The organism is Streptomyces sp. NPDC087420 (assembly GCF_044744165.1).
GTDB lineage: Bacteria > Actinomycetota > Actinomycetes > Streptomycetales > Streptomycetaceae > Streptomyces.
Window position 1 is genome coordinate 243,178 of record NZ_JBIUXU010000001.1, and the last position, 26,984, is coordinate 270,161.

Sequence of the window (26,984 nt, forward strand, 5' to 3'; positions counted from 1 at the left end):
GATGACGGACGCCGTGGTCGTCGGCGCCGGGCCCAACGGGCTCGTCGCCGCCAACCTCCTCGCCGACGCCGGGTGGACCGTGGAGGTCCTGGAGGCCGAGGACGAGCCGGGAGGCGCGGTCAAGAGCGACCGGGGCGTCCATCCGGCCTACGTGAACGACCTGTTCAGCTCCTTCTACCCGCTCGCCGCCGCCTCCCCGGTCCTGGCCGCGCTGGAACTGGACAAGGAGGGCCTGCTGTGGACCCACGCGCCCCACGTCCTCGCCCATCCCCTCCTCGACGGGCGCTGCGCGGTGCTGGACCGCGACCGGCAGGTCACCGCGGCCTCGCTGGAGGCCTTCGCGTCCGGTGACGGCCGGGCCTGGGAGCGCCTCTGCGCGACCTTCGACCGGCTGGGGGACGACCTGCTGGGAGCCCTCTTCACGCCGTTCCCGCCGGTGCGGGCCGGGGCGCGGCTGGCGGGCCGGCTGCGCGGCGCGGGCGGCCTGCGCTTCGCCCGGAGCATGCTGCTGCCGGTGCGCAGGCTCGGTGAGGAGGAGTTCGGCGGCGAGGGCGGCCGGCTCCTGCTGGCGGGCAACGCCCTCCACGCGGACCTGCCCCCGGAGGCCGCGGTCAGCGGCGGGTTCGGCTGGATGATGTCGATGCTGGGGCAGACGTACGGCTTTCCCGTGCCGGTCGGCGGAGCCGCCTCCCTCACGACCGCGCTCATGGACCGCCTCGCGAAGCGCGGCGGCACGGTCCGCTGCGGGGAGCGGGTCGCGGAGATCGTCGTCCGCGGAGGCCGTGCGGTGGGTGTGCGTACGGCACGGGGCGAGGGCATCCCCGCACGCCGCGCGGTCCTGGCCGACGTCACGGCGCCCGCCCTGTACGGCGAGCTGGTCCCCGCCGAACATCTGCCGGCCCGGGTCTTCGAGGATCTGCGCCGGTTCCAGTGGGACTTCGCCACGTTCAAGGTCGACTGGGCGCTCGGCGGGCCCGTGCCCTGGACCGCCCCCGGAGCCGCCTCGGCGGGCACCGTCCATCTGGCGGAGGGCGTGGACGCGCTGACCCGCTTCGCCGCGCAGATCGCCATGGGGCTGGTCCCGGACCGGCCCTTCGTGCTGTTCGGCCAGATGACCACCGCCGACGCCACCCGCTCCCCGGCGGGCACGGAGTCGGCGTGGGCCTACACCCATGTGCCGCATCACGTGAAGGGTGACGCGGGACCGGACGGCCTGAGCGGTCGCTGGGACCCGGCGGAACAGGAGCGGATGGCCGACCGCATCGAGGAGGAGGTCGAGCGGTACGCCCCGGGCTTCCGCAGGCGCGTCCTGGCCCGCCGCATCCTCGCCCCGCCCACGCTCCAGGCGGCGAACAGCAGTCTGCGGGGTGGCGCGATCAACGGCGGCACCACGAGCCTGCACCAGCAGCTGGTCTTCCGCCCGCTGCCCGGGACCGGCCGCCCCGAGACGCCCGTACGCGGCCTGTTCCTCGCGTCGGCGTCCGCGCACCCGGGCGGCGGCGTGCACGGTGCCCCCGGCGCCAACGCGGCCCGTGCCGCCCTCCGGGCCCAGGGACCGGGACGCTTCCTGAGCACCGCCCAGCGGGCCCTCGCGGCGCGCGGACGCGACAGCACCCGGCACCCCTGATCCGTACGCCCGGTCAGTACGCCTGACCGGTACGGAAGGGGCCCGGGTGCTCCGTACACGGGACGGGGCCGGACGATCCGTACACCAGGACCGGCACCGGCACCGACCCTCAGCACCGGACCTGGGGCGTGTCCGCGAAGTGGCGTCTGGCCCGCGACGCCTGGCACGCGCGCTCGCCGCGTTGTCGGACCGAGCGAGTACATCCAGTACACGCTCGGTCCTCCGCCTTACGATCGCACGCACCAGACGCCGCGGGCCACGCCCTTCGGGCGAACGACGCCACTTCGCGGACACGCCCTAGGCCGGCCCATGCTCACCTGCTCCGCCCGCCGTTGCGGATCAGCAGGTAGGCGGCGAGCACCAGACCGGCGGCGATCAACGGCGCGCGGTTGTTCCGCGCGGTCGTCGCGAACTGGCCGGCCTTGTCGCTGAGCGGCTGGGGCGTCTGGTCCGCAGCGAACTGCCCGACCCGCGAGGCGGTCTCGCGCACCCGCGCCGCCGCCCCGGCCGCCGTGTCGAGAACGGGCGCCGGCGTCTTGTCCTTGATCAGCCGCGCGGCCTGATCGGTCCTGCCGCGGATCTGATCGCCGACCTGGGCGGCCTTGCCGGCCACCTGGTCCCTGACGACCGCGGCCTTGTCGGCGACCTCGTCCCTGACCACCGCGGCCTTGTCGGCGACCTGGTCCTTGACGACCGCTGCCTGCTCCTTCGCGGCGGCGGCCTGGTCCTGGACGCGGGCCTGCACGTCGGCCTTGGCCGCCAGCGCGTCGATGGTCCGGCCCACCTCGTCCCGGGTGTGCTCCACCTGGGCGCGCAACTCCTCGGGAGTGGGACCGGAATGGTTGCTGTCTCGCTGAGTCATCGGTGTGCCTTCTCCTTGATCTCGGCCACATCGGCCTTGACGCTGTCGATGGTCTGTTCCGGTGCGGGCGGGGCGGCCTTCGTGACCCGCTTCTTCCCCGCCACGGCCAGGAGCGCGGCGACCGCCGCCAGTCCGGCGGTCACGACCAGGGCCGAGGCCCACACGGGAAGCACCAGCGCCAGGGCGGCGATCACCGCCACCACCAGGGCCTGCGCGGCCAGGACGCCGACCAGGCCGGCGCCGCCGAAGAGGCCGCCACCCGCCCCGAGGCGCTTGCCCTTCTCGGTCATCTCCGCCCGGGCCAGCTGCATCTCCTCGCGTACCAGCTGCGAGAGCTGCCGCGTCGCGCGAGTGACCAGGACGGATGTCGTGTCCTCCGCGCTGCCGGCGGGTGCGTGCCGTTCCGCTGTGGTCATGTACCCCTCACCCCTCACCTCTTCTTGTCCCGCCACGGGTTGTGTGTTCTCGCGGCTACCCCGCAACCCGCCGCACAACCGGGCGGGGTCGTACGCCGTCACTTCATACGGCGGCGCTCCTCGTCGGTCCACGAGCGGGTGTCGCGCGGGGTGACGTAGGGCTCCTCGTCCGGGGGACTGCCTCCGGCGATCGCGCGCTGCCGGGCCAGTTCGGAGTCGAACTCCAAGCCGAGAAGGACCGCGAGATTGGTGATCCACAACCACACCAGGAAAATGATCACCCCGGCGAGGGTGCCGTACGTCTTGTTGTACGAGGCGAAGTTGGCGACGTAGAAGGCGAAGCCGGCCGAGGCGATCATCCAGATCAGCAGCGCGAGGAAACTCCCCGGGGTCACCCACCTGAACCCGCCGCCCTTGGCGTTGGGAGCGGCCCAGTACAGCAGCCCGATCATGATCGCGACCAGCAGGAGCAGGACCGGCCACTTGACGATCGACCACACCGTCAACGCGCCGTCGCCGATCCCCAGGGCGGTGCCCGCCTGGCGTGCCAGACCGCCGGTGAAGACCACGATCAGGGCGCTGGCACACGCCAGGACCATCAGGACGACGGTCAGGATCAGACGCAGCGGCAGCACCTTCCACACCGGCCGGCCCTCGGGCATGTCGTAGACGGCGTTGGAGGCCCGTATGAAAGCGGCGATGTAACCGGACGCCGACCACACCGCCAGTGCCAGACCCACCACCGCGAGGAGCGAGCCCACACCGCTGCCGTTGCTCCGTACCTGCTCCACCGCGTCGGTGATCACGTCCCGGGCCGAACCCGGAGTGAGCTGCCGCAGGTTGTCCAGGATCTCCCGGGTCGCCGACTCCCCGGCGATGCCCAGCAGGGACACCAGGACCAGCAGGGCCGGAAAGAGCGCGAGGACCCCGTAGTAGGTCAGCGCGGCCGCCCGGTCGGCCAGGTCGTCCTCCTGGAACTCCCGAACCGTGCCCCGCAGCGCCGCCCACCACGACCGCGCGGGCAACTCGGTCGGCCGGTCGGGCGCCTCCTCCTCCTCCTCGCCCGGACCCACGCCCGCGTCCCGGCCTGCCTCGACGCGCTCGCGCGGTCGCTCACGTTCTTGTTCCTGATCCGATTCCTGATCCGACTTCAGTGGTTCGTGACCCGACTTCGGTGAAAGGGCTGCCATACCCTGCGGCTTTCCGCCCTGGCCCCGCTCATGCCTCGTGGCGCGCGCCCGGGCCGCGGCCAGCACCGCCATCACGGAGGTGGCCGCGACGGCGACCGTGAAACCGCCGTGTGCGCCGTAGGCGTCCACCACCCTCCCGGACGCCGCGGCAGCGGCGGCCGCACCCGCGGCGCTCGCCGAACTGAGCAAGGTGAACGCCAGGGTCAGTGCGGCCCTGTCCACCGACGCGGTGGTGAGCACCGAGGAGAGCACCAGGATCGGGGGGACGGCCAGGCCGGTGACGGCGAGCGCGAGCCCCAGCCCCGGGACGGAGTCGGCGGCGAGCAGCGGCAGACAGCTCAGGGCCGACCCGGCCGTCACGACCGCCAGTTGCCGCTGTGGCGTGCCGCGCCACCGGCGCAGGCCGTAGAGCCAGCCGGCCAGCAGGCTCGCGCAGTTCGACACGGCGTAGAGAGGCGCCGCCGCGTCCGCCGTACCGTGCTCCACCGCGAAGGCCGTCACGGAGACCTGCAGGGTGCCGAAGTACAGGCCCAGGGTGAGGTTGACGCCGGCCTGCGCCACAAATTCCGGCCGCAGCAGCGAGCGGCCCGCGCGCCCGCGCTCGGCGGCGCCGGCCGTCGCGGGTGCGGTACGGCGCTGCGCGGCGAAGGCCAGTCCGCCGCCCACCACCATGGTCGTGGCCAGCGCCATGCCGTGGGCCGGGTCGCTCCGCGCGCCGACCGTGGTGACCAGGGCGGGTCCGGCCAGGTAGCACAGGCCGTTGCTGAGCGATTCGAGGGCGAAGGCGGTGGGCAGCGCCGCGGCCCGCCCGCCCGGTAGCAGCGCCGTCCAGCGGGCCGCGGACAGCGCGCCGAGCTGCGGGATCGTGGCGCCCACGAGCGCTCCGGCCGCCGTTGTCGTCCAGGGCGGACCGCCGTTCCCGACCAGGGCCAGGAGCGAGCCCACGGCGGCGGTGTGGGCGAGGAGGACGGGTGGCAGGACGCGGGTCTGGCCGAAGCGGTCGGCCAGCCGGGCGAGTGGGGGCCCGGCCAGGGCCTCGGCGACGGCGAAGGCGCCGGTCACCAGGCCGGCCACGGCGTAGGAGCCGGTCCGGCCGTGAACCAGCCAGATGATGCCGAGGCCGGTCATGGCGATGCCGACCCGGCCGAGGGTGGCGCTGAGGAAGAAGGCCGCCGCACCGGGGGTGCGGAGCAGGGTGCGATAGGTCGCCGACAACACGGCGTGTCGCTTTCGCTGCCCGGCGGGGCGGACCACACGGGGTCGTCGGCGTCCTGAGGTGCCGACCCGTGGTCATCGCCTGGAACCGTCCAGTGCTGGCGTGGAGCGGGGACGCGCGTCCCACGCCGACTCCGTCACCGGGCAGAGGTTTCTCAAGTGGTCTTGGCTGTACCAGTGGCCCCGACCCTAGGCGCTGCGGACGAGCCGCGTCCAGACGGCCCAACGGGAGGAGGGCGCGGCTTGAAACGAACCCTGACCGGGCAGGCGCAGAGAAGTCCAGGATCGCGGAGGAGTGTGTCATGCCGGCAGGATCGAGTCGTAAGCGGGAACGGCAGTACGAGCACATCAAGGAAGGCGCCGAAAAGCGCGGCACCCCGGAGAAGCGGGCCGAGGAAATCGCGGCGCGGACCGTGAACAAGGAGCGGGCCCGCTCGGGCGAAGCGAAAACCGCGAGCAAGACCTCTCTCCGGGATCCCAAATCCGCTTCCCAGCGGGGCGGCGAACGTTCCCACAGCGGATCCCAGGGGCCGACGAGGGACCAGCTGTACGAAGAGGCCAAGAAGAAGAACATCGACGGGCGCTCGTCGATGAACAAGCAGCAGCTGCGAAAAGCTCTCGGCTACTGACGGCTGCTTCGGCTACTGACAGCTGCTGATGACAGGACACAGGAGAGGGGCTACCCCTCTTGGGGACGGCCTTCCACCCGGGCCCGTACGGTCCGTTCCACGGCGGCCCGGTCGAGCGTTTCGCGCTTCGCGTACCGCGTGATCGCGTCCTTGATGTCCCGGTCGAGGTCGCGCCACGCCCGCCAGGCCGTCTCGTAGGTGGATCTCTGTCCCTCGGTCCACGGTTCGACCGCCGGTGGCCCGAACGCCGCGCGTAACTCTCCCGCGCGGTCGTGTGCGTTGTCGGCGGCGCGCTGCAATTCGACCAATTCATCCAGGGTGTCTGCCACGCACGTAGCTTAGGGACTGTTCGCCGGATCAGAGGGGGACATACGCCGGTCAGTCGTCCGGTGTGTGGTTCAGGCCTGTGAGCCCTTCGGCGTCAGCCGCCTGATACGGCTGTCGAGTTCGCTCCGGTAGAAGTCGATGAAGCCGTCCGGGTCGGGGCCCGCGTTCTGCATGACCAGCCTGTCGAAGCCCGCGTCCACGAACTTCTGGGCCATCTCGACGTACCGGGCGGGGTCGGTGCCGCAGGCGAACTTCTCCAGGATGTCGGCCTCGCGCACCGTGGTGGTCGCGGCCTCGAAATTGACCGGATTGGGCAGCTCGCTCATGACCTTCCAGCCGGTCACCGCCCAGCGGGACGTCTCCAGGGCGGCCTTCGCCCCGGTGTGCGCGTCGGGTGCCCAGGCCACCGGGACCTCCGCGTAGCACGGGCCGGTGCCGCCGGCGTCGCGGTAGTGCCGGACGATCTCGGGCCTGTCCTCCGTGGCGAACAGGCCGTCGCCCAGTTCGGCGGCGAGGAGGGCCGACTCCTGGCCGCCGGCGGCCACCGCGATCAGGGGGAGCTTCTCCGGGAGGTCGAAGACGCGGGCGTCCTCCAGCCGGAGGTGCTTGCCCTCGTAGGAACGGTAGCCGCCGCTCCACAGCAGCCGGATGATCTCCAGCGCCTCCTTGAGGGTGTCGTGCCGGGTGCTGACGCTGTCGGGGAATCCGCGGCCGACGACGTGCTCGTTGAGCCGCTCGCCCGAGCCGACGCCGAGGACGAAGCGGTCGTCCGACAGCAGGGCGAGGGTGGCGGCCGCCTGGGCGATGATCGCCGGGTGGTAGCGCACGGTGGGACAGGTCACGCCCGTCGCCAGCCCGATCCGTGAGGTCCTGGCCGCGATGCTGCCCAGGACCGTCCAGGCGAAGGGCGAATGCCCCTGGTTGTCCAGCCACGGATGGTAGTGGTCGCTGATCTCGACGAAGTCGAAACCGGCCTCTTCCGCGAGAACCGCCTGCCGAACCAATTCCGCCGGGCCGAAGCCCTCGGCGGCCAGCTTGTAACCGACCTTCACGTGTTCCTCGTTTCTCCTGCGACGTGGGGTGATCCGTCCGCAGAAACAGGTACCCGCCAATGTCGGGGCATAACGCCCACCTGAATACGGCCCGCCCCGGCGCCCCCGGTGCGGGGAGGGCAGGAGGGGGCAGGGAGGCGGACGAGAGCCTGGGAAGCCAGGGCGAGCCGTGCACCGACCCTATCGGCGGTTGGCATGTTCCGGAGGAAAATGCCAGAACTCCCAACGGGACGCGGCACGTTACGTAATCTCTCCGTCACTGCCGTACGCACGTACGGCTGCACGCAAGGCTGGGGAGGGACTCCGCGTGCCCGGAATCGACGCATGCCTCCAGGAGGCCATGAACCTGCCGGGAGCGCGCGGGGCGGCCGTGGTCGACTGGACGAGCGGACTCGCGCTCGGTACGGCGGGGGAGTCACCGAACGGCGACCACGAGGCCACGGCGGCGGAAACGGCCGAGCTGGCCAGGGCGGCGGCGGAGTATCCGGCCTTCGCACCCGACGCGCCCGGCGGCGGCGCCGCGCCCGGGGCGGACGACGGGCCCCCGGCGGACGACGGGCCCCCGGCGGACGACAGGACCGGACCGCCCGCACCCGCCGCCCCCGCCGGGCCGCCGGTCGAGGACCTCATCCTCACCACCCGTACCGGCTACCACATCCTGTGTTTTGTCGAGACGGCCTTCGACAGCAGTGTGTTCCTGCACCTGTGGCTCGACCGCGACACCGGCAACCTCGCGCTCGCCCGATTACGGCTCCAGCAGCTCGCCGCCCGGCTGGTGCTGGCATGACCGCCGCCGTGTCGCCCATGCTCGTCCGGCTCGCGGGGGAGCGGGCCACCGGCGCCCTCCTGCGCGACCAGGGCACGCTCTACCTCGCCGACGGCCGCATCGTGCACGCGGAGAGCCCCGCCGCCCCCGGGGTCGAGGTCATGCTCACCGCCGGCGGCCGACTGCCGTACGAGGCGTGGGAGAAGGCCATCGAACAGGCGGGAAGCCGGGGCGCCGTGGGCCGGTTCCTCGTGGAGAGCGGGTACCTGGGCGACGGTGAGCTGGAGATATGCCACCTCGGGGCGCTGTTCGATGCGGCGTTCTTCGCGCTGGCTCCCGGCAGTGGTCCGACCCGCTTCCGCTACGGAGTCGCGCACTGGTTCGGTCCCGTACGGCCGGTCTCCGCCGACGCCGTCCAGCGCGAGACCCTCCGCCGCCGGCGGCTGCTGGACCACGTCTGGCCGTACGCGGGCGTCGACACCGCGCCGGTCGTCGCGCGCGCCCCGGCGGCCGGGCAGGCCGTCACCCGCAGACAGCGCGCGCTCCTGGAGCTGGCAGACGGGGCCCGGACGCCGGTGAGCATCGCCTGGACCCTCGGCCGCCCGGCGTTCCACACCCTGCTCGACATCCGCAGACTGGCCGCCGCCGGTCTGGTCGAGACCCCGCCGGACGGGGCGGAGATCGCCGCACCGCCCGTGCCGTCCTGGGTCGCCACCGTCTCCGCGGTCAACACCGACCCCGACATCGCCCTGCTGCGCCGGCTCCGCGACGCCCTGGAGGCCTATCTGTGACGCCCCGATCCGGCCCGCCGCCGCCCCGTACCGCCGTGTCCGGCCCGCCGCCGCCCCGTACCGCCGTGTCCGGCCCGCCGCCGCCCCGTACCGCCGTGTCCGGCGCCCCGCCACCCCGTACCACCGTGCCCCGCATCCCGGCGGACCGCTCTTCCGACCTTCCGTCATGAGGCGCGCACTGCGCCAACGCGCCGAGAGGAGACAACTGATGACGGCGGAAGCCGAGGTGCTCGGCGAACTCAGACGGCTGCGCGCCGTCCTCCCCCAACTCACCGGCGCGCTCGCCGCCACCACCGACGGCCTGGTGCTCGCCGAGGACGCCCCGGGCGTCGAGGCGGAATCCATGGCCGCGCTCACCGCGGCCGCGCTGGGCGTCGCGCTCCGGCTGACCGAGTCCACCGAACAGGGCCCGTTCCGGGAGCAGTTGGTCCGTGGGGAGCGGGGCTACGTCGCGACGTACGCGGCCGGCTCCTCCGCGGTCCTGACCCTCCTGGCCGAGCCCAGGACGAACGTCGGCCGGCTTCATCTCGAAGCACGCCGCTCCAGCGCCCGTATCGGCGAGCTGGTCGACGACGCGCTCGACCGGCGATCGAGGAGCTGAGCGTCACCCATGACACCCCCGGTCCCCACCACAGAACCGACCACCCCGGGCGAACGCCCAAGAAGACGACGAAAAGGAAGTGCACTCACCATGGTCACCACCGAAGCCGCTCTCAAGGAAGCCACCACCTCCATAGAAGGCGCCCTGGGCGCCGCCCTGGTCGACTACTCCAGCGGCATGGCCCTGGGAACGCTTGGCGGTGGCAAGGACCTCGACCTGACCGTCGCCGCCGCGGGCAACACCGATGTGGTCCGCGCCAAGGTCCGCACGATGGAGATGCTGGGCATCAAGGACGAGATCGAGGACATCCTCATCACGCTCGGCACCCAGTACCACCTGATCCGCCTGCTCAAAGGACGCGGCAAGACCGGCCTCTTCCTCTACCTGGCGCTGGACAAGGGCCGGGCGAATCTGGCGATGGCCCGCCACCAGCTGATGAGGATCGAGGCCGATCTGGAGGTCTGACGAGGTTCGGCCGCCGTCCGGTCCGCACCCTCCGGGCGGTTCCTGTGGAGTCACGGGGACCGCCCGGAGCGAACCGCGCCCCGGCGGCCGGTGCCGCGCGCCCTGGCTGAGCCTTCCGGGCGGTGGGCACCTACGCTGCACAGGGAACAGGCCGGACGAAGGAAGGGGAGCAGCTGTGGGAAGCGACCGCCCCGGTACGCGGGACAGCGCGGCCGGCGCACCCCACCGCGTTCCCCCGGGCCAGCACCATGTGCACGGCTGGCCCGTCTCGCACTACGGCCCCGTCCCCCGTTTCCGCCCCGAGCGCTGGAACCTGCGCGTCTTCGGGGCGACCGCCGGCGGGTACGAGCGCACCTGGACCCTCGACGAGGTCACCGTCCTCCCGCGCGTCACGGTGGTGGCCGACCTGCACTGCGCGAACGGCCCCACCTCGACGGACCACGAGTGGTTCGGGGTCGCGGGCACCACGTTCCTGGACCTGGCGCCGCCCGCCCCGGAGGTCACGCACGTCATGGCGTGGGCGGAGTACGGCTACACCGCCAACCTCCGGCTCAGCGACTTCACGGCTCCCGAGACCCTCCTGGCCACCCACCACAACGGCGAACTCCTCACCGCCGAGCACGGTTTCCCGCTGCGCCTCGTCGTCCCGCACCTCTACGGCTACAAGGGCCCGAAGTGGCTGCGCGCCATCGAGTACCTGACCGAGGACCGGCGCGGCTTCTGGGAGGAACGCGGCTACCACAACATCGGCGACCCCTGGACGGGGCAGCGCTACGCCCACTCGGAGCGGGAGAGCGTCACGCCAGGTCCAGCAACTGCTCGTAGAAGCCGCCGAATCCGTGCCGCTCGTCCACGAGGTGGAGTTCCAGGATCCAGTGGCACACGCGTCCCGCACGGTCGGTGCGGCGCAGCGGGTGGTGGTTCTCCGGGGTGATGTACGACTCGGCCCGCGCCCCGTCGTTCGTCTCGTGCGGGAACTCGCCGACGAGGTGACCGGCGTGCCAGATGCCGACGCTCCAGCCCGCCCCGGCGGCCAGGCGCTCGACCTCGGCGTGCATCTGGGCGCCGGTGATCTGCGGATCGGCCGCGAACGCCGCGCGCCCGGCGTCGAAGATCCTCGGCAGGTCGTGCAGGAGGCGGTGCTTGATCGGGTCGCCGCCGAACACGTACGTGCGGCCGAAGTCCGCCTCGTACTCCTCGAAGATCGGGCCGAAGCCGGCGAAGGCGATGTCGTCCTCTGAGAAGGCGGACCGGGCCTTTGATCGGCGGCGTCGATGACGTGATCGACAAGAGGTCTTGGACGGGCGGTGCTTTCGGACGGCACGATTCCGGGGCGTTCTCCGACGTCGCGGGTGACGAGCCGCCGTGGGCCGCGGGGGAAGGCGCTTCTGAGGAGTACTGTGTCGATTTTCCGCGTCCCGAAGGCGTATGTCCCCGTCGACGGCCGTCCGGCGGAGGAGCCCAGGGCCCGGTGGTGGAGAGTCGCCGAGCCCCGGCCGTCCCGGCGTACGACCGCGTCCGCGGCCGTCACCACCTCGGTCGCGCTCGCTGTCCTGGTCGCCGTCGGGACGGCCCTGCACCAGACGGTGCTGATACCGCCCCTCGCGGCCACCACGGCGATCGTCACCGCGACTCCCGCCTCACCCCTCGCGCAACCCCGTCATGTCCTCGGCGCGCACATGCTGGCCTGTCTGGTCTGTTTCACGGTCCTCGCCCTCGGCTGGCACGGTCCCTGGGCCGCCGCCGTGGCCTGCGGGGTGGCCTGTGGTGTGGTGCTCGTCCTCAAGGTGGCCCACCCGCCGGCCATGGCGACCGCGGTCATGATCATGCTCACCGAACCGCGCGCCACCCATTTTGTGCCCCTGCTGGCGGCGGGCGCGTCGCTGCTCGTCCTGGTGCAGCTGGTCTCCTCCCGGGTGCAGCGCGAGGTGTATCCCACGTCCTGGTGGTGAGCGGGGCACCGCCACGGGGTACGCGGCCCGGGCTCCGTACCACGGGGCCGTGGCCCGGACTCCGTACAGCCGAACCGTCCGGCCACGACCCGTCAGCCGCCGTCCCGCCCGGCGTTGAGGCGGGCGGCCTGGCGGGTCAGGTGGTCGCGTTCGGCCAGGTTGGGGGCCTTCCGGGCCGCCTCGGCGTACAGCCGGGCCGCCGTCACCGGGTCGCCGTCCCGCTCGTGCAGGTACGCGGCCACCGCAGCGCGGCGGGGGAGTGCCGCGTCCAGCTCCGCGAGCGCGGCGAGGCCGGCGCGCGGGCCGTCGGCCTCGCCGACGGCGACCGCGCGGTTGAGCCGGACGACCGGGTTGTCGGTCAGGCGCGCGAGCTCGTCGTACCACTCCACGATCTGCACCCAGTCGGTCTCCCCGGCGGTGGGCGCGTCGGCGTGGAGCGCCGCGATCGCGGCCTGCGCCTGGAACTCGCCCAGCCGGTCGCGGGCGAGCGCCGCCTGGAGGATCCCGACGCCCTCGGCGATCGCCACGGTGTCCCACCGGCCCCGGTCCTGCTCGGCGAGCGGCACCAGGCTGCCGTCCGGCGCGGTCCTGGCGGCGCGGCGGGCGTGGTGCAGCAGCATCAGGGCGAGCAGCCCCGCCACCTCCGGGTGGTCGATCGCGGCCGCGAGCCGCCGGGTGAGCCGGATGGCCTCGGCGGCGAGGTCGACGTCGCCGGAGTAGCCCTCGTTGAAGACCAGGTAGAGGACACGCAGCACGGTCGCGACGTCCCCGGGCCGGTCGAACCGCACGCCGGAGACGGTCCGCTTGGCCCGGCTGACGCGCTGCGCCATGGTCGCCTCGGGGACGAGGTAGGCCTGGGCGATCTGCCGGGTGGTCAGCCCGCCGACGGCGCGCAGCGTGAGCGCGACCGCGGACGACGGGGTCAGCGACGGGTGCGCGCACAGGAAGTAGAGCTGGAGTGTGTCGTCCGCCGCGGGCGCCGGCCCCGGTACGGGCTCCTCGTCCACGAGGTCCTCACGCCGGCGGCGGGCCGCGTCCGACCGGGTCGCGTCGAGGAACCGGCGCCAGGCCACGGTGACCAGCCAGCCCTTCGGGTCGCGCGGGGGGTCGGCGGGCCAGACGCGGACGGCGTCGACCAGCGCGTCCTGTACGGCGTCCTCGGCCGCCGCGAAGTCGGCTCCGCGGCGGACGAGGACCCCGAGCACGCTCGGGGTGAGGCTCCGGAGCAGTGCCTCGTCCACTTCGGTGCTCACTCCGTGACGGTGGGGTGCGCGCCCAGGAACGGACGCAGCTCCAGCCACTCGTGGATCGGTTTGCCACCCGCTCCGGGGGCGGCCGACAGCTCACCGGCCAGCTCGACGGCCCGCTCGTAACTGTCCACGTCGATCACCATCCACCCGGCGATGACGTCCTTGGTCTCGGCGAACGGGCCGTCGGTGACCGGCGGGCGCCCCTCGCCGTCGTAGCGGACGAACGTCCCCTCGGGAGAGAGTGCCTGGCCGTCGACGAACTCGCCGGTCGTCTCCAGCCGGGCCGCGAAGTCGTTCATGTACTGGACGTGGGCGGAGATCTCCTCCGGCGTCCACTGCGCCATCGGTACGTCGTTGACCGGTGCCGGGGCGCCTCGGTAGTGCTTGAGCAGCAGGTACTTGGCCATGGTGGTTCTCCTTGGTACTGGTGCGACCCATTGTGGCCGCGTTCACCCCGGGGACGGAGCGGGCCAGTGGTTCTCGACATCGCACGCCGAAATTTTTTCGCGAGGTGCGGAGTGAGGTCGCCGCGCAGGATCGTTTCTGGGGTCCTGTCAAGCGAAGGCCGCGTGTCGGGAGGTGGATTCCGTCGTTGATGCGAGGGAGAGCCGGTCATGTCCGGCTCGGGTGCGAGCGGTCACCGGCCGGGACGAGAACCGGGACGTGGTCCCGGGCGAAGGAGAAGCGCGATGGGTGTGGAGACGCGGAGTTCGGGCCATGCGGTCGCGCGGGCCGCGGTGCTGGGTGCGGTCGCCGGGGTGGCGTTGCTTCCGGCCGGCGCCGCGCAGGCGAACGTGGTCGGGATCGGGAACGCGGCGTTCGGCAACACCTGCGCCAACCAGGGCGACGCGCGTGCGGCGGGTGCGACGGTGGGCGGGGCCGGGCTGGGCAGCGGAAACCATGTCGGTCTGCCGCTGAGTCTGCCGCGCAACCACTGCGGCAACAGCGGCATCGTCTGCACCGCGGTTTTCATGTCCTCGGTGTGATGGGGACGGCGAGGTGATGGGGACGGCGAGCGGCGGGGTGCCGGCTGTGTGGTGAGGACGGTGACGGCGGTGGGTGCGGCGATCACGGGGACGACCAGGGGGACGGCCACGGGGTTGACGGTCGGGGACCGGGCGGCGGTGGCGCTCCTGGCCCTGAGCGGGCGGGCCCTGCCCCTCCTGCGGGAGTGGGTGGGCGGGGACCCTGGCTGTGGTGTGGCGCGGGGGCTGCTGACCCTGGCGACGGGCGACCGCCTGGACGACACCGTACTCAAGGAACAGCTGGCCCTCGCCCACCGGGACGCGCGGATGGCGGGTGAGCGGGAGGCCAGCCTCGTGTACGGGGTGTTCCTCCACACGCACCGGCAGTACCGGCTGACAGCCGATCACCTGGTGACCCACTTCGAGCGGTGGCCGGCCGACGAACTGGCCGGGCTGATGGTGGGCGCCTTCTCCGCCTGCGGGGACGCCGCCTACCGGGCCCGGGGGGACACGCTGGTGGAGCGGCAGGCCGCGCTGGCCGGTCCCGACAGCTGGCCCTGGACCAGCTGGCTGGCCTCGACCAGGGCGGAGCAGGGCCGGGTGCGCGAGGCGCACGAGCTGGCCGAGCGGGCCCTGGCCCTGTACCCCCGCTCGGGAGTGGCCGTGCACGCCCTGGCGCACGCCGAACACGAGCTGGGAACGGGCCCCGCGTCGACCGCGTTCCTGGACCGGTGGCTGACGGCGGACCCGCAGGCGGTGCAGGTGCGGCATCTGAGCTGGCACGCCGCCTTGCAGTCGATCGCGAGCGGTGACTTCGAGGACGCCCGCCGCCGCGCGGACGCGGCGCTGCCACGCCAGGACGTCGGCATGCGGGCCGCGACGAACTGGCGCCTCCTGCTGGTGGGGCAGGCGCCGGCCGGCCGCAGCGATCCGGAGCACGTACGGGAGCTGCTCGCCGCACCCGGCGGGACGGCGGAGGTCTTCCACACGTTCAACCTGGCCCTGGCCCTCGCCGTGGAGGCCGCGACCGACGACCTGGAGCACCTCGCCCGCCGGGCCGCCGCCGACCCGCGCCCCGACTACCGGGACGTCCTGGCCCCCGTGGTCCGGGCGCTGGCCGAGATCACCGCGGGCCGTCCTCGGGCGGCGGCCGACGGGCTGGAGGCGCTGGGCGGGAAGGCCGAGCGGATCGGCGGGGTACGGGTGGAGCGGGAGATCGTCCAGGACACCCTCGCCCGCGCCCTCGTCGACGCCGGGGAGCACGTCCGTGCGGCGGACCTCCTGCACCACCGGACCAGCACCCGCCGCCACCACGCCTACGAGGACCTCCTCCTCACCGCACGTACCCCGGCACCCGGGGTCGGGCCCGGCTGATCCCACCCGTACCGCCGCTCCCCGTACCGCGGTCACCCGCCCGTACCGCCGCCGTTCGCGCCGCCGTCACCCGCGCGCACCGCCGTCACCCGCGTGGGTGACAACCAGCGTGGTGACCCACCGGACCCGGACGTGGGGCGGGCCGGTGCGGCAGGATGCCCGAAACCGACGAGGCTCCTGTGCCGTGTCGGCCGAGCCGCTCATGTGCCGGAGGTAATGGCGTGTCCTTGATGAGTCCGCCCGAGTACGGGCCACCCGATCTGCCCGGTCTCGAGTTCGACCCGTTCCTGGCCCACGCGCTGGAGCAGGGACCGGCGATGAAGATCCTGCTGCCCCAGGGCGGGGAACTGACGGAGTGCTGGCTCGTCACCCGGTACGACGAGGTCCGGTTCGTGACGTCCGACCCCCGCTTCAGCCGGCGCATCACCGGCCGGCCCTTCCCCACGATGAACCGCCACCTCATCCCGTTGGGCGCCAGCGTCAGCTTCATCGACCCGCCCGACCACACGCGGATCCGCTCCGTGGTCACCCCGGCCTTCACCGAGGCCCGCATGAAGGCGCTGCGCCCCCGGGTGGAGACGCTGGTGACCGAGCTGCTGGACGGGCTGGAAGCCGCCGGGCCGCCCACGGATCTCATCGAGGCCGTCGTCGCCCCGCTGCCGCTGACCCTGATCGGGGAGATCATGGGCTTTGCCGCGGCAGATCGGCCGCGGATCCGGAGCTGGGCGGAGCGCATCCTCGTACGCCCCCGCGACGAGGCGGACGCGGCGCGGGTCCGGGCGCTGCGTGACGAGGCGGCCGACTACTTCCGCGCCGTGATCGAGGAACGCCGTACCGCGCCCGCCGAGGACCTGATGACGGACGTGGCCCGCGCCGTGGACGAGGAACGGGTCAGCGCCGACGAGGCGCTCGCGATGGCCTCCCTCACCGCGCTGAACGGCTGGCACCCGGTGCGCAACAACCTCGCCAACATGGTCTTCGCCCTGCTGCGCCGACCCCACCTGGCCGAGGCCCTGCGCGCCGGTGACCTCTCCGTACCCCTGCTGGTCGAGGAACTGCTGCGCTGGATCCCCCACAAGAACGGCATCGGGCAGCCCCGGGTGGCGGTCGAGGACGTGGTGGTCGGCGATGCCACCATCCGCGCCGGGGACTTCGTCTACGTCCAGTACTGGGCAGCCAACCGCGATCCCGACGTCTTCGCGTGCCCGGCCGAGATCGACGCCGACCGCCCCGGCCCGAACCACCTCGCCTTCGGCCACGGCCCCCACTACTGCGTGGCACCGCACCTGGCCCGCGTCCAGGCCCACGTCCTGCTGCCGGCGCTCTTCGCCCGCTTCCCCGGCCTGCGCCTGGCGGTACCGGCCGAAGAGGTCGCCTTCCAGCAGGACGCCCTGATCAGAGGCCCGGTCACGCTCCCCGTCGCCTGGTAGAAGCACCCCGGGGCCCGCACGCCACCGCCGGCGTGCGGGCCCCGGGCGTTCCCCGGTGCGCCGGTCAGCCGGACGTGGCCAGGTTCTTCTCGAACGCGGCCAGGTAGTTCGGCAGATGGTGGTCCTTGACGGCATCGGTCTCGGGGGCGAAGAGGTTGGCGCTCAACCCCTTGGCGCGGTCCAGCAGACGGGCCTTCAGGGGCATGGTGTCGCGGAGGGTGCCGTCGGCGTCGAAGTAGCGGAGTGTGTCGACGTGCGTGTACGCCGGCTCGGGCGGGAGGTGGGGGACGATGTCGTTGTTGTTGACGAAGCGGTAACAGCGGTTCGTGAACGCCTTGTTGTGCACGCCGGCGAGGAGTCGTTCGCAGGTACGGGGCTGGCCGAAGGTGTAGACACCGTCGGGCAGGAGCCGTGGCTCCTCCAAATACCAGCGGGTGCCCGCCAGCATCGCGAGGGCCCCGCCGAGGCTGTGGCCGGTGAACCAGACACTCTGCCCGCTCGTGCGCAGCTCCTGGATGGTGTCGCGGATCCGGGGATAGACGGACTGGAGCGCCTGGTGGAAGCCGTAGTGCACAAAGCCCTTGTTCCCCGGGCCGGGAACCGGCGGGGTGCTGACGTCGGTCAGCCAGTCGTAGATCTTCAGGACCTCGGTGCCGCGGAAACCGGCGACGATCATGCGGTCGCCGGCCATGACGTACGCCTGGGTGTCCTCGATCGGGAACGGCATCCGGTGCGTCGACGCGAAGTGCCGTACCTCGTCGAAGCCCCACGCGGTCGCCTGGGCTTCGACGGCGGTCGGGTCCAGCGTGGCCAGCCCGGCAGCCCGTGCCATCCAGTAGGCGTGCGCGAGGGAGTAGCGGGTGGTCGAGTGGTCCAGGGCGGGGATCGCCATCGGTGTCCTCCGGAAAGCGGCAGCTGGTCGCCCAGCACCGTAGTTCCGGCGGAGCCTGGGGGAGGGTGATCGCGCCCACGACCACCCGTACGGACGCAGCGGCGTACGCCCCGACGGCCGAATCCCCCGGCACCCGGTCGGCCCGTACCAGGTCGGTGCCTGGTCGGGGCTCCGCCGTCAACTGCCCTTCTACGGAGCGTCGTTGAACGTCCACACGGCGGTGCTGCCCGGGCCGACGGTCAGGGTCGACCTGCCGATCCGCTCCTCGTGGCGGTTCTTCACCGCCCGGTTGAGGGACAGTTCGACCTGCTGGAGGCCCGCCTCGTCGCGTGAGGTGGCGGCCAGGTGGATCGTGGTCCCGCCGCGCCGCGCGACCACTCCGCCGGCCGGCGTGGTCCTGACGTCGAAGCCGCCGGCCCGCAGCAGCGGGACGGTGTCGGCGAGGTCGCCTTCCGTGACGCCGAGGCCGATAGACGTGACGTCACGCATCAGATGGGTGCGGTAGTCGTCGGACAGGTAGCGCTCCCGGCCGACGTCTCCGGGGTGGCCGGCCGGCTCGGTGTTGCCGCGCGGATCGGCGAAGTACTCCGGCAGGTACTCCATCGCCCAGGCCCCGAAGGCGTCGTACTGGGGGCTGGTGAAGACGGCGTCGAACCACGGCACCGGGATGCCGTCGCCGAAGTCGCGCGTCTGGCGGAACTCGACGGGCTCGGCGATCCCCTGGTCCTTCAGCCGCCGGACCACCGTCGCCAGGTCGCCGGCGCGCTCGGCCGAGATCCCCATCCCGGCGGCGCCGAGGGTGCCGTCCTGGCCGGGCAGGTCGCCGACCCCGAACAGTTCGAGGTAGGTCTCCCGGCCCATCAGATAGCGGCCGGTCCAGGTCTGTCCGTCGGCGCCGGTCGTGGTGCGGATCTGGAAGTGGGCGAAGTCCCGCAGATAGCCGGAGTGTTCGATGGCGTCGGCGGTCTCCCGGTCGAGCACTCCGTAGGCGTGGTTGAAGTAGAGCAACTGGCGGCTCGTCAGGGGCCGGCTGGTCTCCTCGGTGGCCCGCGCCGTGCCCGTACCACCCTCGGCCACCCCGGTGAGGGACAGCGTGAGGGTCGCGGCGAGGACCATGGTCATCCGTAGTGTCCGGCGAAGCAGCATGCCAGGAAGCCTAGGCGGGGCGGACGGTGTCCGCCGCTGATTTCCGGCAGCCTCCGACGGCCTGTACGTACGTGACGGAATGACACTGAAGTGCTCCGTGTGTCGGAAGGGGCTGGTAGAACCTTGGGAACAGCCGCCGCGTCCGGAGTGTCGGGAGCCACGTTTTGTCGTATGTGCACCACGTCGAGCAGTTCTACGGACTGCCCACCTACACCTTCTCGCCGTATGTGAACCCCGTGGACCTGCCCGACGCGGCGTCCGTGGCCTGGCGTTTCCAATGCGGGGAACTGCCCCGCGAGGCCGACTACCGGGGGCGCGCCGACGTCTATTGGGCGCGTTTCACCGAGTCCGTCGAGCTGGAGAAGGTACGGGCGATGGTCTTCGGTGAGCCCTGGTACGGCGACTCCGGGTATGCGGACGACAGCTGGCTGACCGACCTCGCACCCCGCCTGACCGGACTTGAGGCGCTCTTCCTCGCCGACCTGGAGGACGACGAGGCGATGATCTCCGCGCTTTACCTGGACGATGTCGCGCCCGTTCTGGCGGCGTTCCCCGGGCTGCGGGAGCTGGCCGTACGCGGCGGGGAGGGCCTGAAGTTCCCCGTGACCGGCCACGAGGCGCTGCGGGTGCTGCGCGTCCAGTCCGGTGGGCTGCCCCCGGACGCGGCGGCGCAGATCGCCGCCGCCGACCTGCCGTCCCTGGAGCGCCTGGAGTTGTGGCTGGGCCACGACAACTACGGCGGCGGGACGACGGCCGAGCACCTCGCGCCGCTCCTCACGGGACAGGGGAAACCGGCCCTGCGGCACCTGGGGTTGCAGAACAGCCCGATCGAGGACGAGTTGGCCGCGGCATTGGCCTCGGCGCCGGTCGTGGCCCGGCTGACATCGCTGAGCCTGTCGATGGGGACACTCGGCGACGAGGGCGCGGAGGCCTTGCTGATGGGCCAACCACTCACCCACCTCAGGGAGTTGGACCTCTCGCACCACTTCCTCAGTCACGCCATGATGCTGCGCGTCTGGACGGAGTTGGAGCCGCACGGGGTCCGGGTGGACCTGACGGGCAGTCAAGAGCGGGAGGAAGTCGATCCCGAATGGGACGAGGGGGACGGCCGCTATGTCGCGGTGGACGAATGACGGCTGTCGCCGTGTCCTGACCCCTGTACCTCCTCGCCCCGCCGTCGGAAGGCCTCACCGTGTACGACACCGCCCCCGAGTCCCAGGACCCGGACGACCTCAGGACCGCCAGTCGTGAACTCAACGGCCGCGGGCCCTGGTTGGACCCCGCCGAGCAGGTGCCGTACGGGCATGTGCTGCACGCCGCCGCCGTGCTGGGCCACGCCCCCGCCGACGTCGTCGCACGGCTGACCGCCCTGGGCCACGCCGACGTCCAGCTCACCGAAGGGCCCCTGCCCGACCGCGTCGAGCCCGGTGATATCACCCTGCTCCGGGACATCACCGCGGAGTACCGCCGCACCTGGCTCGATGTCGGTGAGCCCGTGCCCCTGCGGCAGATACTCGAAAGGGGCAGCCTGACCGACTGGAGTCCCGCCGACGTCGCACGGCGGCTGACCGCGCTCGGCTACCGGCTCGGTGGCAGTGGCCGGCCCCTGCCCGAGACCCCGGATCGCGGTGACGCCCTGCTGATCACCAGAAACAGCGGCCGCTACCGCCAGTGGGCCGACTGGGGCGAGGAGGTGCCCGCGTACCGCGTGATGGAGGCCGCCTGGGAGACGCGACGCAGCCCGTACGCCGCCGCCACGCGGGTGCTCGCACTCGGCCTCCGGCTGCCGTACACCCCCGACCCCTCCGACGAACCGCTCCTCGCGTCCCCGGGGGGCGGCTGGTACTACTGGACGCCGCCCGTCGGGCACATCCTGGAGGTCGCGCGGCGGACGGGACGCACTCCGGCGGACGTCGCCGCCCGGCTGACGGAGTTGGGCTACTCCACACCGCCCGTGCCCGACACTCCGGAGGCCGACGACTTCGTCCTCCTCAGTGAGGAACTCGACGGCCGCGGGCCCTGGTTGGCGCAGAACGCGGTGGTCGGGCTGGCGATGCGGCACGTCCTGCGCGGTGCTCTCATCACGGGACGCGGCCCCGCCGACGTCGCCGAGCGGCTGGCCACGATGGGGCACTGGCTGCACGGGAACGCGATCCTGCCCGAGGTCGCCGACGAGGCGGACGTCCGGCTGCTGGCGACCGTCGACCGCTCGTACCTGGACAACGTCCACCTGGAGCACGTCCTGCGCAGCGCGAGCCTGACCGGGAGGAGCCCGGCGGACGTCGCGGCGCGGCTGACCGCCCTCGGGTACCAGCTGCCCGACAAGGTCGACTACCCGGAGATACGCGGTTCCCTGGCCACCGCGTGAGCGTCGGGGACCCGGTACGCGGGGCGGCAAGTCGCCCGTACCGCACCGGAGTTGCTCCCCACGCGCGACGGGAGTGTCCGGGGCGGGGAATCACCCGTGACCCGAGCCCTTAAGGTGACCCCCATGTCTGCCACGTTGAGTTCCACAAAAACCGCCGCGGCGCTCCGGAGATCGGCGCGTGTCTCCGTCGAGCTGCTGGCGGTCCTCGTCATGGTCGCGGTGGCCCTGTGGCTCCTGGGCAAGATGTGGCCGGTCGTCTGGCCGCTGGTGGTGGGCCTGTTCCTCACCACGATGACCTGGCCCCTGACCAGTTTCCTGCGCCGGCGCGGGTGGGCCCCCGCGCTGGCCGCGTCGGCGGTGACCGTCCTCTTCCTGCTGGTCTCGCTGGGCATCGTGGCGCTGATCGCGGTGCCGGTGGCGTCCCAGTCCGGCGAGTTGACCGACGGGGTGGTCGACGGCATCCAGAAGTTGCGCGAGTGGGCGTCCGGGCCGCCGCTGAACATCGGCGACGACCAGATCGCGGGAGCCTTCGACGCGGCGGTCGCCCGGATCCAGGGCAGTGTGGGCAGCATGGTGGGCGCCGTCGTCACCGGCGTGGGCACTGTGTTCAACGGTGTGGTCACCGCCGTCCTGGCGCTCTTCCTGATGTTCTTCTTCCTCAAGGACGGCCCGCGGTTCCTGCCGTGGCTCGCCCGTCAGCTCCCCGGCCGGCTCGCCACCGACGTCCCGATCGTGGCCGCGCGCGGATGGGACACCCTGGGCGCGTTCGTACGGTCCCAGGCCCTCATCGGCCTCCTCGACGCCGTGTTCATCGGGCTCGGCCTGTGGGTTCTTGACGTGCCCCTGGTGCTCCCGCTGGCGGTGCTGACCTTCGTCTCCGCGTTTGTGCCGATCGTGGGCGCCCTGTTCGCCGGTCTGGTCGCGGTGCTCATCGCGCTGGTGTCGAACGGCCTGATGGACGCGCTGATCGTGCTGGCGATCATCGTCGTGGTCCAGCAGTTGGAGGGCAACGTGCTCCAGCCCATGATCCAGAGTCGCGGGCTCGGCCTGCACGCGGCGGTGGTCCTGCTGGCGGTGACCCTGGGCGGCAGCCTCGCCGGGGTGGTGGGCAGCCTCCTCGCGGTGCCGGCGGCCGCGCTGGTGGCGGTGGTCTGGAACTACCTGCGGGAGCAACTCGCCGACCCGCCCGAGGAGCCGGAGGCCGACGACGCGGAAAACGGCGCCGCTGTGATGACTTAGGCATTCCGGTGGCCGCACGGACAGCGGACAATCGTGCGCATGACGATCACGGAGACCGTACGGCCCACCCACCACCGTCCGGTGGCCCTCGCGCGGGGGTTCCTGACCGGGGGAGTGGGCGGAGCGTCACTGGCCGCGCTGGTCGTCGGCGGCGTCATCGAGAACGTACCGCTGTTCGCCGGGGGCCTGGGCCTGCCGGTCGTGTACGCCCTGCTGCTCTTCGTCGCGGGGCTGCCGCGGCGCGTCCGCGAGGCGGCCGGGGGGTCCCGTACGGCTCTCGCGATGATCGAGAGTTCGCACGCCGTCGGAGGCGAGACGGGCGACATACCGGTCCAGTTCGAGCTGTCGGTCGCGCCGGACGACGCGCCCGCGTTCCGCGTCGCGATGACCGCGAACATCAACCTGGTCGAGCTCCCCGACTACCGGCCGCGCGGCATCGTGGTGGTCACGTACCGGCCGGACCGGCCCTGGAAGGTACGGCTGGTCGAGCGGCCCACCCCGGAATGGAAGCAGCGCGCCGCCGAGGCCCGTATCGACTCCGCGCCCGGGTCCACCCTGGTGAAAGAACCGCCGGAGGGCTGCGCGTTCGGTTTTCTCGTCCTTGTCGGCCTGCTGCTCGGCGCCGCCGCCGTGGTCCTGTCGTTCCGCACGGACCTCTTCGGGGACGAAGCGTCCGCGCGGACGCCGTCCTCCTCGAAGCCCTCCGTCTCCACGTCGTCCTCGACCACGGTCACGTCGTCGGCGGGGCTGGGCACGGTCTCCGTCGGCCCCGGCCAGTCGCTGCTCGACCGGGGCGAACTATGCCGGGCCGTCGACGTGTTGACCAAGGGTAAGGAGAAGGACGCGCGCCAGGCGCTCACCGTCAGCATCCAGGAGCAACTGCTGTCCGTGGTGTTCGCCCCCATGGACACCCCGGTCGTCCAGTTCGACGTGCGTTCCCTGCCGTGCGCACGCATCCCCGCCCTGGTCGAGGAGGCCAGGACCACCCTCGGCGTCCGCGCCCCGCGCGGCTGGCAGGTCACCGTCGACCACCTCACCGGCGCCCTCGCCGTCCGGATCGCCGTGACGGGGCCCAACGGCACGGCCTCGCTCGACGCGGACGCGAAGGGGAAGGTCGTACGGCGCAGCCCGGTGCGCTGACCGTCACGGCGCCCGGCCGTCGCCGTGCCCGACTCTCGCCGTGCCTGACCCTCGCCGTGCCTGACCGTTGCCTGCCCGGCCATCGTGGCGCCTGGCCAGGGGGTCGCCGGTGAAGCTAAGGTGATCCGCGCCTGTTCACCGTACACATCACCATGGGAGCCTCACTGTATGAACGACTCGCCTGAGGTCTCCGGCGCCGCACTGCCCGGATATCCCGAGCCGTTGTGGATCCAGGCGGTCCAGGTGATCCAGGGTGAGATCGACCGGGGTGTGCTCCAGCCGGGCGGGCGGCTGCCTCCCGAACGCCAGCTGTGCCTGCAACTGGGCATCAGCCGGGTGACGTTGCGCAAGGCGCTGAACAGCCTGGTCGAGGCCGGTGTGCTGAACCCTTCCCACGGGCGCGGCTGGTACGTCGCCCGGAGCGCGCGGAAGAAGGAGTGGCCCAACACACTGGAGTCGTTCAGCGAGACGGCGGCGCGGATGGGGCTCACCCCCCACTCCAAGGTGCTGCGGGCCGAGACCAGCCCGGCCACCATCGACGAGGCCGAGCAGCTGGCCATCGCCCCCGGGACGCCGCTCTTCCGCCTGGAGCGGGTGCGGTTGCTGGAGGGCGTCGCGATAGCGCTGGACCTGACACGCCTGCGGCAGGCACTGGTCCCGGACATCGAGCGGCTCGACTTCCAGGAGCGGTCGCTGTACGCCACACTCTCGGCGGCCGGGGTGGAACCGGTACGGGCCGACAGCACCATCGAGGCGACGAAGGCCGGCGAACGGGCGGCCGAACACCTCGATCTGGCACCCGGCGACCCGGTCCTCGTCATGCGGCAAGTCGCCCTGGGCGCACAGCAGGAGCCCCTGTTCGTGTCGACCATCCAGTACGCGGGCGACCGCTACCGGCTGCGTACGTCGTTCGCGCGGTCGTAGGGCGCGTCCGCAACGTGGCGTCCGGCCCGCTGCGGTCCCGCCCCGACGGTCAGAACAGCACCACACCCTTGACGAAGTCCGGTCCCGCCTCCTCCAGCGTACGGAACGCCTCGTCGATGTCCTCCAGACCGAACCGGTGCGTGATCAGCGGCTCGTAGCTGAACCGCCGCTCGGCGATCAGGCCGAGGCTCTCCCGCATCGCGGCGACCAGCCGGGTGCGGTCGGGACAGAAGCCGTTGACGATGGTGACGGCCTTGTACCAGAGGTCCATGTCCATCATCGCGTCGCCGGTGTGGTGGTAGCCCACCACGCACAGGGTGCCGAACGGCCGGACCATGCCGCCCGCCGTCCGCAGCCCGCCGGTGGCCCCGGTCGCCTCCAGCACGATCGCCGGACGGGCGTCCGTGGCCCGGCCGGTGTCGGCGCGGTACTCCTCCGGCAGTGTGTCGGGGGCGAACACCAGGTCGGCGCCGAGCGTGAGGGCCCGCCGGCGCCGGGCGGGGTCGGGGTCGACGCCGATGAGCAGACCGGGCGCGTGCCGCCTGGCGAGCTGGACGAGCCCGAGCCCCATGAAGCCGAGTCCCACCACGGCCACCCGGTCACCGGGGCCGATGCCGGTACGGGACAGCGCCTCCTCCAGGTCGGCGACGGGTTCGCCGAGGGCGTGCGCCGGTTCGATGCCCGCCGGTACCGGCAGCACCGCGTTCGCGTCCATCACCGCCAGGGTCGCGAACCCGTCACCGCCGAGTCCCGTCACCACGTCGCCGGGACGCCACCGCTTCGCGTCGCGCCCGGCGGCGGCGACCCGGCCGACCATCTCGTGACCGAGCCGCACCGGGGAGCCGGCCCCGTCGTGGGTGAGCCACGGCCCGAGGTCCGACGTGCACACCCCGCAGGCCAGTACCTCCACCAGCACCTGGTGGTCGGCGGGGACGAGGTCGTCCGCCGTGACGACCTCGGAGGTGCGCCGGCCGACAAGTTGACTGATCTTCATACGGGTCTCCTGTCCGAGTGGTTCGGATCAGTGTAGCGATGTGGTTCTAAGTGGTAAGCACTGATTCGAAACGCGATGGCCAAATCCGATCGTCCTGTATGTCCTTGTTTGTGGCTAAAGTAGCCAACTAGGCGGCGAATTTACGCCGCGTTCTCTGCTGTTCCACCTCTAGACAGGATCGCCGTTCGTATTAAGATGTCGGCAAGTGGTATGCGTTTGGCACACCACTAAATCAGCCGAAAGAGAGCGAGTCGGCGATGGAAGATGCCGCGGAAGTCGCCGGTGAGGTTCTCTCGGCGGTGGTGGTCGGGGCGGGTTCGCAGGGCAGGGTCCACGGTCGCGGCCATCTCGCCGCCCCCGGCGTGACACTGGTCGGCCTCGCGGACACGGATCCGGCGGCCGCCGAGGCGCTCGCCGCCGAACTGGACGTCCCGGAGGTCCACTCCACCTTCCAGGACCTGTTCGCGGCGGTACGGCCGGACATCGTCAGCGTCTGCACCCCGCCCGCCTCCCACCCCGAGGTGGTACGGGCGGCCGTCGCGGCGGGCGCCCGGGCGATCCACTGCGAGAAGCCGGTCGCGCTCACCTACGGCGAAGCCCTGGAGATGGCCGCCACCGCGGCCGGCGCCGGGGTCCAGCTGACCTTCAACCTCCAGCGCCGCTTCGACCCCGTACAACGGCAGGTCCGGGAGTGGATCGCGCAGGGTGAGATCGGCGAGGTGGTGACCGTCGAGGGGTACTGCCCCAACCTCTTCGACTGGGGCACCCACATCCTCGACCTGATCCTGTTCCACCGTCAGGACGTCGCGCCCGACTGGGTGTTGGGACAGATCGACGTCTCCGTCAACCGTTACGTGTACGGCGTGTTCACCGAAACCGCCTCGCTGACCCAGTTCGGCTGGGCGGACGGGGTACGCGCGGTCGTCTCCACCGGGCGCGCACCGCACACTCCCGTACTCCACCCGGAGAACAACCTCGGACTGATCGTCCAGGGCACCCGGGGACGGGCCGACATCCGGGGCGCCCGCGGCGTGCTGCGGCGCTTCGGCAAGGACGACCTGGTGCGGGAGTCGCCGTTCGACACCGACTCCCGGAAGTGGGAGCACGCGGTGGACCCGGCGATCGTCGCCGGCACCGCCGACGCGATCCGCGACCTGGTGGTGTCCCTGCGGACCGGCCGGCGACCGGAGCTGCACGCGGAGCACGGACTGCGCGGCGCCGAACTGATCTTCGCCACCTATGAGAGCAGCAGATCCCGGCGACGGGTGCCCCTGCCGCTGGACCGCATGGACAACGCCCTGATCAGCGGGCGGGCGGAGGGCTTCTGGAGCCCGACCGGTGAATTGCGCTCCACCTACTGAAAGGGGAT

General features: G+C 72.2%; 26 protein-coding genes and 2 pseudogenes. 17 read left to right on the forward strand and 11 right to left on the reverse strand.

Translation table 11 applies throughout. The annotated features are described in order from the left end of the window. Position 1: 1 nt before the first annotated feature. A complete protein-coding gene (locus ACIO1C_RS01100) occupies positions 2-1,627 on the forward strand; it encodes a phytoene desaturase family protein (RefSeq protein WP_401857009.1) in 1,626 nt (541 codons plus the stop codon). A 313-nt stretch (positions 1,628-1,940) separates the two neighbouring features. Here ACIO1C_RS01100 and ACIO1C_RS01105 read toward each other — a convergent pair whose 3' ends face one another. From ACIO1C_RS01105 to ACIO1C_RS01115, 3 genes are all read right to left on the reverse strand, one after another. Next, the gene (locus tag ACIO1C_RS01105) at positions 1,941-2,489 is read right to left on the reverse strand and encodes a DUF3618 domain-containing protein (RefSeq protein ID WP_401857011.1); all 549 of its coding nucleotides are present in this window, start codon (positions 2,487-2,489) and stop codon (positions 1,941-1,943) included. Next, positions 2,486-2,905: a phage holin family protein gene (locus tag ACIO1C_RS01110; protein ID WP_401857013.1), complete on the reverse strand. Its 420-nt coding sequence runs from the start codon at positions 2,903-2,905 to the stop codon at positions 2,486-2,488. The genes ACIO1C_RS01105 and ACIO1C_RS01110 overlap by 4 nt, the downstream gene beginning before the upstream one ends. 98 nt (positions 2,906-3,003) lie before the next feature. Next, complete coding sequence (locus ACIO1C_RS01115; protein ID WP_401857976.1) at positions 3,004-4,167, reverse strand: YihY/virulence factor BrkB family protein; 1,164 nt, start codon at positions 4,165-4,167, stop codon at positions 3,004-3,006. 1,445 nt (positions 4,168-5,612) lie between these two features. Between ACIO1C_RS01115 and ACIO1C_RS01120 the strand changes: the two genes are divergently transcribed. Further along, positions 5,613-5,939 (forward strand): plasmid stabilization protein, encoded by a 327-nt coding sequence (locus ACIO1C_RS01120; protein ID WP_401857015.1) that lies wholly within the window; start codon positions 5,613-5,615, stop codon positions 5,937-5,939. A 50-nt stretch (positions 5,940-5,989) separates the two neighbouring features. On the opposite strand, the gene ACIO1C_RS01125 is transcribed toward ACIO1C_RS01120, so the two are convergent. After that, complete coding sequence (locus ACIO1C_RS01125; RefSeq protein ID WP_401857017.1) at positions 5,990-6,268, reverse strand: hypothetical protein; 279 nt, start codon at positions 6,266-6,268, stop codon at positions 5,990-5,992. 69 nt (positions 6,269-6,337) lie between these two features. Then, a complete protein-coding gene (locus ACIO1C_RS01130; protein WP_401857019.1) occupies positions 6,338-7,318 on the reverse strand; it encodes a TIGR03557 family F420-dependent LLM class oxidoreductase in 981 nt (326 codons plus the stop codon). Between the two features lie 307 nt (positions 7,319-7,625). On the opposite strand from ACIO1C_RS01130, the gene ACIO1C_RS01135 reads away from it, so the two are divergent. The 5 genes and pseudogenes from ACIO1C_RS01135 to ACIO1C_RS01155 form a co-directional block, all read left to right on the forward strand. Continuing rightward, complete coding sequence (locus ACIO1C_RS01135; protein ID WP_401857020.1) at positions 7,626-8,105, forward strand: hypothetical protein; 480 nt, start codon at positions 7,626-7,628, stop codon at positions 8,103-8,105. Then, entirely contained in the window at positions 8,102-8,875 is a 774-nt protein-coding gene (locus ACIO1C_RS01140; RefSeq protein ID WP_401857021.1) for a transcriptional regulator, read from the forward strand. The genes ACIO1C_RS01135 and ACIO1C_RS01140 overlap by 4 nt, the downstream gene beginning before the upstream one ends. 166 nt (positions 8,876-9,041) lie before the next feature. Continuing rightward, on the forward strand, positions 9,042-9,476 hold the full coding sequence (locus ACIO1C_RS01145; protein ID WP_327233226.1) for a roadblock/LC7 domain-containing protein: 435 nt from the start codon (positions 9,042-9,044) through the stop codon (positions 9,474-9,476). 90 nt (positions 9,477-9,566) lie between these two features. Continuing rightward, on the forward strand, positions 9,567-9,941 hold the full coding sequence (locus ACIO1C_RS01150; protein WP_401857023.1) for a hypothetical protein: 375 nt from the start codon (positions 9,567-9,569) through the stop codon (positions 9,939-9,941). Positions 9,942-10,116: 175 nt separating this feature from the next. Then, positions 10,117-10,746 (forward strand): annotated as a pseudogene (locus ACIO1C_RS01155) (molybdopterin-dependent oxidoreductase); the annotation flags it as partial. Here ACIO1C_RS01155 and ACIO1C_RS01160 read toward each other — a convergent pair. Beyond that, positions 10,739-11,179, reverse strand: a pseudogene (locus tag ACIO1C_RS01160) (M24 family metallopeptidase); the annotation flags it as partial. The pseudogenes ACIO1C_RS01155 and ACIO1C_RS01160 sit on opposite strands and share 8 nt — an antisense overlap. A 162-nt stretch (positions 11,180-11,341) precedes the next feature. Between ACIO1C_RS01160 and ACIO1C_RS01165 the strand changes: the two are divergent. Beyond that, positions 11,342-11,893, forward strand: a complete 552-nt coding sequence (locus ACIO1C_RS01165; RefSeq protein ID WP_401857025.1) for an HPP family protein — start codon at positions 11,342-11,344, stop codon at positions 11,891-11,893. A gap of 92 nt (positions 11,894-11,985) precedes the next feature. Here the strand turns inward: ACIO1C_RS01165 and ACIO1C_RS01170 are convergent, their stop codons facing one another. Together ACIO1C_RS01170 and ACIO1C_RS01175 are read right to left on the reverse strand one after the other, a co-directional pair. Further along, positions 11,986-13,134 carry an RNA polymerase sigma factor gene (locus ACIO1C_RS01170; RefSeq protein WP_401857978.1) on the reverse strand — a complete coding sequence of 383 codons (1,149 nt, stop codon included), beginning with the start codon at positions 13,132-13,134 and terminating at the stop codon, positions 11,986-11,988. An 8-nt stretch (positions 13,135-13,142) separates the two neighbouring features. Continuing rightward, complete coding sequence (locus ACIO1C_RS01175; protein ID WP_401857027.1) at positions 13,143-13,550, reverse strand: YciI family protein; 408 nt, start codon at positions 13,548-13,550, stop codon at positions 13,143-13,145. Between the two features lie 282 nt (positions 13,551-13,832). Here ACIO1C_RS01175 and ACIO1C_RS01180 point away from each other — a divergent pair, with 282 nt between their 5' ends. The 3 genes from ACIO1C_RS01180 to ACIO1C_RS01190 all read left to right on the forward strand — a co-directional run bounded on the left by ACIO1C_RS01180 (position 13,833) and on the right by ACIO1C_RS01190 (position 16,912). Next, positions 13,833-14,129 (forward strand): chaplin family protein, encoded by a 297-nt coding sequence (locus tag ACIO1C_RS01180; protein WP_401857029.1) that lies wholly within the window; start codon positions 13,833-13,835, stop codon positions 14,127-14,129. Positions 14,130-14,177: 48 nt separating this feature from the next. Then, positions 14,178-15,482, forward strand: a complete 1,305-nt coding sequence (locus ACIO1C_RS01185; protein WP_401857031.1) for a hypothetical protein — start codon at positions 14,178-14,180, stop codon at positions 15,480-15,482. Positions 15,483-15,712: 230 nt separating this feature from the next. After that, on the forward strand, positions 15,713-16,912 hold the full coding sequence (locus ACIO1C_RS01190) for a cytochrome P450 (RefSeq protein WP_401857981.1): 1,200 nt from the start codon (positions 15,713-15,715) through the stop codon (positions 16,910-16,912). Positions 16,913-16,976: 64 nt separating this feature from the next. On the opposite strand, the gene ACIO1C_RS01195 is transcribed toward ACIO1C_RS01190, so the two are convergent. Further along, positions 16,977-17,804 carry a lipase family protein gene (locus ACIO1C_RS01195; protein ID WP_401857032.1) on the reverse strand — a complete coding sequence of 276 codons (828 nt, stop codon included), beginning with the start codon at positions 17,802-17,804 and terminating at the stop codon, positions 16,977-16,979. 189 nt (positions 17,805-17,993) lie between these two features. After that, positions 17,994-18,926 carry a DUF5829 family protein gene (locus tag ACIO1C_RS01200; RefSeq protein ID WP_401857984.1) on the reverse strand — a complete coding sequence of 311 codons (933 nt, stop codon included), beginning with the start codon at positions 18,924-18,926 and terminating at the stop codon, positions 17,994-17,996. Positions 18,927-19,123: 197 nt separating this feature from the next. On the opposite strand from ACIO1C_RS01200, the gene ACIO1C_RS01205 reads away from it, so the two are divergent. The 5 genes from ACIO1C_RS01205 to ACIO1C_RS01225 all read left to right on the forward strand — a co-directional run bounded on the left by ACIO1C_RS01205 (position 19,124) and on the right by ACIO1C_RS01225 (position 24,621). Beyond that, on the forward strand, positions 19,124-20,083 hold the full coding sequence (locus ACIO1C_RS01205; protein ID WP_401857987.1) for an STM4015 family protein: 960 nt from the start codon (positions 19,124-19,126) through the stop codon (positions 20,081-20,083). 59 nt (positions 20,084-20,142) lie between these two features. Beyond that, positions 20,143-21,318, forward strand: coding sequence for a hypothetical protein (locus ACIO1C_RS01210; protein WP_401857033.1), 1,176 nt, complete (start codon positions 20,143-20,145; stop codon positions 21,316-21,318). 123 nt (positions 21,319-21,441) lie between these two features. After that, on the forward strand, positions 21,442-22,557 hold the full coding sequence (locus ACIO1C_RS01215; protein ID WP_401857034.1) for an AI-2E family transporter: 1,116 nt from the start codon (positions 21,442-21,444) through the stop codon (positions 22,555-22,557). A 39-nt stretch (positions 22,558-22,596) separates the two neighbouring features. Further along, entirely contained in the window at positions 22,597-23,697 is a 1,101-nt protein-coding gene (locus ACIO1C_RS01220; protein WP_401857036.1) for a hypothetical protein, read from the forward strand. A gap of 168 nt (positions 23,698-23,865) precedes the next feature. After that, positions 23,866-24,621 carry a GntR family transcriptional regulator gene (locus tag ACIO1C_RS01225; protein WP_401857038.1) on the forward strand — a complete coding sequence of 252 codons (756 nt, stop codon included), beginning with the start codon at positions 23,866-23,868 and terminating at the stop codon, positions 24,619-24,621. 49 nt (positions 24,622-24,670) lie between these two features. Here the strand turns inward: ACIO1C_RS01225 and ACIO1C_RS01230 are convergent, their stop codons facing one another. Then, positions 24,671-25,615 carry a zinc-binding dehydrogenase gene (locus ACIO1C_RS01230; RefSeq protein ID WP_401857040.1) on the reverse strand — a complete coding sequence of 315 codons (945 nt, stop codon included), beginning with the start codon at positions 25,613-25,615 and terminating at the stop codon, positions 24,671-24,673. A gap of 257 nt (positions 25,616-25,872) precedes the next feature. Here ACIO1C_RS01230 and ACIO1C_RS01235 point away from each other — a divergent pair, with 257 nt between their 5' ends. Further along, positions 25,873-26,976, forward strand: a complete 1,104-nt coding sequence (locus tag ACIO1C_RS01235) for a Gfo/Idh/MocA family protein (protein ID WP_401857042.1) — start codon at positions 25,873-25,875, stop codon at positions 26,974-26,976. Positions 26,977-26,984: the final 8 nt, after the last annotated feature.

What these genes read in the sequence shown, in the direction of transcription:
- ACIO1C_RS01140 (WP_401857021.1), top strand. Translation starts at nt 8,102, where the DNA reads ATGACCGCCGCCGTGTCGCCCATGCTCGTCCGGCTCGCGGGGGAGCGG.
- ACIO1C_RS01105 (WP_401857011.1), bottom strand. Translation starts at nt 2,489, where the DNA reads ATGACTCAGCGAGACAGCAACCATTCCGGTCCCACTCCCGAGGAGTTG.
- ACIO1C_RS01195 (WP_401857032.1), bottom strand. Translation starts at nt 17,804, where the DNA reads ATGGCGATCCCCGCCCTGGACCACTCGACCACCCGCTACTCCCTCGCG.
- ACIO1C_RS01115 (WP_401857976.1), bottom strand. Translation starts at nt 4,167, where the DNA reads ATGGCGGTGCTGGCCGCGGCCCGGGCGCGCGCCACGAGGCATGAGCGG.
- ACIO1C_RS01150 (WP_401857023.1), top strand. Translation starts at nt 9,567, where the DNA reads ATGGTCACCACCGAAGCCGCTCTCAAGGAAGCCACCACCTCCATAGAA.
- ACIO1C_RS01220 (WP_401857036.1), top strand. Translation starts at nt 22,597, where the DNA reads ATGACGATCACGGAGACCGTACGGCCCACCCACCACCGTCCGGTGGCC.
- ACIO1C_RS01110 (WP_401857013.1), bottom strand. Translation starts at nt 2,905, where the DNA reads ATGACCACAGCGGAACGGCACGCACCCGCCGGCAGCGCGGAGGACACG.
- ACIO1C_RS01180 (WP_401857029.1), top strand. Translation starts at nt 13,833, where the DNA reads ATGGGTGTGGAGACGCGGAGTTCGGGCCATGCGGTCGCGCGGGCCGCG.
- ACIO1C_RS01190 (WP_401857981.1), top strand. Translation starts at nt 15,713, where the DNA reads ATGAGTCCGCCCGAGTACGGGCCACCCGATCTGCCCGGTCTCGAGTTC.
- ACIO1C_RS01175 (WP_401857027.1), bottom strand. Translation starts at nt 13,550, where the DNA reads ATGGCCAAGTACCTGCTGCTCAAGCACTACCGAGGCGCCCCGGCACCG.
- ACIO1C_RS01100 (WP_401857009.1), top strand. Translation starts at nt 2, where the DNA reads ATGACGGACGCCGTGGTCGTCGGCGCCGGGCCCAACGGGCTCGTCGCC.
- ACIO1C_RS01120 (WP_401857015.1), top strand. Translation starts at nt 5,613, where the DNA reads ATGCCGGCAGGATCGAGTCGTAAGCGGGAACGGCAGTACGAGCACATC.
- ACIO1C_RS01145 (WP_327233226.1), top strand. Translation starts at nt 9,042, where the DNA reads ATGAGGCGCGCACTGCGCCAACGCGCCGAGAGGAGACAACTGATGACG.
- ACIO1C_RS01230 (WP_401857040.1), bottom strand. Translation starts at nt 25,615, where the DNA reads ATGAAGATCAGTCAACTTGTCGGCCGGCGCACCTCCGAGGTCGTCACG.
- ACIO1C_RS01225 (WP_401857038.1), top strand. Translation starts at nt 23,866, where the DNA reads ATGAACGACTCGCCTGAGGTCTCCGGCGCCGCACTGCCCGGATATCCC.
- ACIO1C_RS01215 (WP_401857034.1), top strand. Translation starts at nt 21,442, where the DNA reads ATGTCTGCCACGTTGAGTTCCACAAAAACCGCCGCGGCGCTCCGGAGA.
- ACIO1C_RS01235 (WP_401857042.1), top strand. Translation starts at nt 25,873, where the DNA reads ATGGAAGATGCCGCGGAAGTCGCCGGTGAGGTTCTCTCGGCGGTGGTG.
- ACIO1C_RS01200 (WP_401857984.1), bottom strand. Translation starts at nt 18,926, where the DNA reads ATGACCATGGTCCTCGCCGCGACCCTCACGCTGTCCCTCACCGGGGTG.